4 protein-coding genes are annotated in these 2,606 nt (G+C 61.2%); 3 read left to right on the forward strand and 1 reads right to left on the reverse strand.

Annotated elements, in window-relative coordinates; all coding sequences use genetic code 11:
* Positions 1-16 precede the first annotated feature (16 nt).
* A complete protein-coding gene (gene hpaR / locus Q0802_RS24550; RefSeq protein ID WP_298922640.1) occupies positions 17-451 on the reverse strand; it encodes a homoprotocatechuate degradation operon regulator HpaR in 435 nt (144 codons plus the stop codon).
* 110 nt (positions 452-561) lie between these two features.
* On the opposite strand from hpaR, the gene Q0802_RS24555 reads away from it, so the two are divergent.
* From Q0802_RS24555 to Q0802_RS24565, 3 genes are all read left to right on the forward strand, one after another.
* On the forward strand, positions 562-951 hold the full coding sequence (locus Q0802_RS24555; RefSeq protein WP_298922641.1) for a 5-carboxymethyl-2-hydroxymuconate isomerase: 390 nt from the start codon (positions 562-564) through the stop codon (positions 949-951).
* Positions 948-2,459 carry a 5-carboxymethyl-2-hydroxymuconate semialdehyde dehydrogenase gene (gene hpaE / locus Q0802_RS24560; RefSeq protein WP_298922642.1) on the forward strand — a complete coding sequence of 504 codons (1,512 nt, stop codon included), beginning with the start codon at positions 948-950 and terminating at the stop codon, positions 2,457-2,459. The genes Q0802_RS24555 and hpaE overlap by 4 nt, the downstream gene beginning before the upstream one ends.
* 13 nt (positions 2,460-2,472) lie before the next feature.
* Positions 2,473-2,606, forward strand: a 134-nt coding sequence (locus tag Q0802_RS24565) for a VOC family protein (RefSeq protein WP_366523357.1), incomplete at its 3' end; no start/stop codon positions are given.

A 2,606-nucleotide genomic window follows, 5' to 3' on the forward strand; every position in this document is an offset into this window, starting at 1 on the left:
CTACCACGTTTTTAGTTTAGGTTTTTGTTTTGAGTATTTTTTCGAGGAGGTTTAGGAGGGTTTCGTAGTTTTCGTTTCCGAGCGTTGTTTTGAAGTCCTCGATGATGCGGGTGGCTTCGTGGGTGTTGTCGTCGATGATTTTCTGGCCTTTGGGGGTGATCCGGACGAGCTGGCGGCGGCGGTCACTTTCGTCGCGGGTCTGGGTCAGCAGCTCTTTTTTGCGCAGGGTGTTGGCGATGCGGGTCAGGCTGGGGAACAGCAGGGCGGCGCGGGTGGCCAGGGTGCTTGTGTCCATCGGACCATGTTCGGCCAGCACGCGCAGGACACGCCATTGCTGTTCGGTGATACCGGTTTCGCTGAGCATGTCGCGGATCGGGGCCATCACGGCTTCGCGGGCCCGGATCAGGGCGATGGGCAGCGAGCGGGAGGTTGACGGAAGGGGATCGGCCATGAGGTGGGTTCCGGTTTGCTGAAAGTCTCTGCCTGAGGTGCCAATTCAGTCTTGACAATACAAGCTTCATTTATTTAACTTAGCAAGTATTAATATGTTAAAGAAATGACATGCCGCACATCCATATTGACTATTCAGCGAACCTCGAAAGGCTGCTCGACCCGGGGGCTTTATGCGAGGCGCTGCGTCGGGAGGCCGCCACCATCGAAGCCTTCCCGATGCCGGGCATTCGTGTCCGGGCGATCCGTGTGGACCATTATGCCATTGCCGACGGCGACCCCGCACACGGGTTTGTCGACATCCGTATCCGCATCAGGGAAGGGCGCCCTGCCGAGGTGAAAGAGGCCGCGCTGGCGCATCTGTTCGAGGCGGCGAGGCAGGTTCTTTGCGGGGCCATGGCGGGGCATTCCATAGCGCTTTCAGCGGAACTGCGGGACATCGATGCGCAGTTGTCGCGCAAATGCGGCACGATACGGGATCACCTGGGAGGTGGGGCATGACGGTGCTTGATGACAATCTCGGCAAGCTTGCCACTTTCCTGGAACCTTTCCGCGACATTGGCATCAGGAACCGGATCGCGGGCCAGGACGTGGCGGGCAGCGAGGGCGTTTTCCAATCCATCTCCCCGGTCGACAAAAGCGTGATCTGCGATGTGGCGCGCGGGGGGGCGCAGGACATTGATGCCGCGGCCCGGGCGGCGGCGGATGCCTTTGCGGAGTGGCGCGACATGCCGGCGACCCGGCGCCGCGGGATCCTGCACGCCGTGGCGGATGCCATCGAGACGCGGGCCGAGGAAATTGCCCTGTGTGAATGCTGGGACACCGGGCAGGCGGTGCGCTTCATGTCCAAGGCCGCCCTGCGCGGGGCCGAGAACTTCCGCTACTTTGCCGATCAGGTGGTGCAAGCCCGCGATGGGCAGCACCTGAAATCGCCGAGCTTGATGAATGTGACAACCCGCGTGCCCATTGGTCCGGTTGGGGTGATCACGCCGTGGAACACGCCTTTCATGCTGTCCACCTGGAAGATCGCACCGGCACTGGCGGCAGGGTGCACGGTTGTCCATAAACCCGCTGAAGCCTCCCCCCTGACGGCGCGTCTGCTGGTGGAGATTGCCGAGCAGGCAGGGCTGCCGCCGGGGGTGCTGAACACGGTGAACGGTTTTGGCGAGGAGGCGGGCAAGGCGCTCTGCGAACATCCGGCGATCAGGGCCATCGCCTTTGTCGGTGAAAGCCGCACGGGCAGTCTGATCACCAGACAGGGCGCGGATACGCTCAAGCGTAATCATCTTGAGCTGGGAGGCAAGAACCCGGTGATCGTCTTTGAGGATGCCGATCTGGACCGGGCGCTGGATGCGGTGATCTTCATGATTTATTCGATCAATGGCGAGCGCTGCACCTCCTCCTCGCGCCTGCTGGTGCAGGACAGCATCCGCGAGGCCTTTGAGGCAAAGCTGGCCGAGCGGGTCAACGCCATCAGGGTGGGCCATCCGCTTGATCCCACAACAGAAGTGGGGCCCCTGATCAGCGAGGAGCATTACCGCAAGGTCACCAGCTATTTTGACATTGCCCGCGAAGACGGCGCAACTGTGGCCGCAGGGGGCGAAAAGATCGGGGAGGCGGGCTACTTCGTGCGCCCGACGCTCTTTACCAACGCCACCAACCAGATGCGCATCGCCCGGGAAGAGATATTCGGGCCGGTGCTGACCTCAATTCCGTTCTCGACCGAAGACGCGGCGTTGCAGATCGCCAATGACACGGCCTACGGTCTGACAGCCTATCTGTGGACTAATGACCTGACCCGCGCCCTGCGATTTACCGACAGGCTGGAGGCCGGCATGATCTGGGTCAATTCCGAGAATGTCCGCCACCTGCCGACACCGTTTGGCGGCGTCAAGGCCAGCGGCATCGGCCGTGACGGCGGCGATTGGAGCTTTGAATTCTACATGGAACAAAAACACATCGGCTTTGCCACCGGCGCGCATCAGATCCCGCGCCTCGGAGTGCAGTAAGGAGAAAACCCCCATGCCCGTACCAGCCCCCAACCTCTACCCCGACTTCAACACCATCCGCCTCTCACACCTGTGCCTGAACGTCACCAACCTCACCGCCTCAAAAAACTTCTACTGCAATACTCTCGGTCTACAATGCACGGGGGA

This window comes from uncultured Roseobacter sp. (assembly GCF_947495275.1).
Taxonomy (GTDB): domain Bacteria; phylum Pseudomonadota; class Alphaproteobacteria; order Rhodobacterales; family Rhodobacteraceae; genus Roseobacter.

Coding starts and splice junctions, on each gene's coding strand:
- hpaR (WP_298922640.1), bottom strand. CDS start 451: ATGGCCGATCCCCTTCCGTCAACCTCCCGCTCGCTGCCCATCGCCCTG.
- Q0802_RS24555 (WP_298922641.1), top strand. CDS start 562: ATGCCGCACATCCATATTGACTATTCAGCGAACCTCGAAAGGCTGCTC.
- hpaE (WP_298922642.1), top strand. CDS start 948: ATGACGGTGCTTGATGACAATCTCGGCAAGCTTGCCACTTTCCTGGAA.